Source organism: Pseudomonas sp. 2822-17, from assembly GCF_002742485.1.
Taxonomy (GTDB): domain Bacteria; phylum Pseudomonadota; class Gammaproteobacteria; order Pseudomonadales; family Pseudomonadaceae; genus Aquipseudomonas; species Aquipseudomonas cyclaminis.
The window spans coordinates 1-310 of record NZ_LJRZ01000088.1 but is presented as its reverse complement, the minus strand read 5'-3'; the positions used below and the strand labels follow the sequence as shown (position 1 = coordinate 310).

Sequence of the window (310 nt, the reverse complement as noted above, 5' to 3'; positions counted from 1 at the left end):
CTTCTAAGAGAGTTAATGAGTCTAGAAGAAACACACCCAGAATATAAAAGAGATGATTCCCCCACTGAAAGAGTTGGGGGCAAGCCTTTAGACCAGTTTAAGAAGGTCCAACATACCATTCCGATGCTCAGTCTATCTAACGCATTTAATAGTGATGATCTTCGTGATTTTGATCGTCGTGTTCGCCAAGGACTGGGCCATAACCCAACCTACAGCTGTGAACTTAAAATAGATGGGCTTGCTGTAACGTTAATCTATGAAGAAGGTAGATTTGTGTTAGGCGCAACACGGGGAGATGGAACCATTGGTG

Annotated in this window: 1 pseudogene; it reads left to right on the top strand. The window is 43.2% G+C overall.

The features are described 5' to 3' along the window. Window positions 1-310: pseudogene (locus AOA60_RS01075) on the top strand (NAD-dependent DNA ligase LigA); the annotation flags it as partial.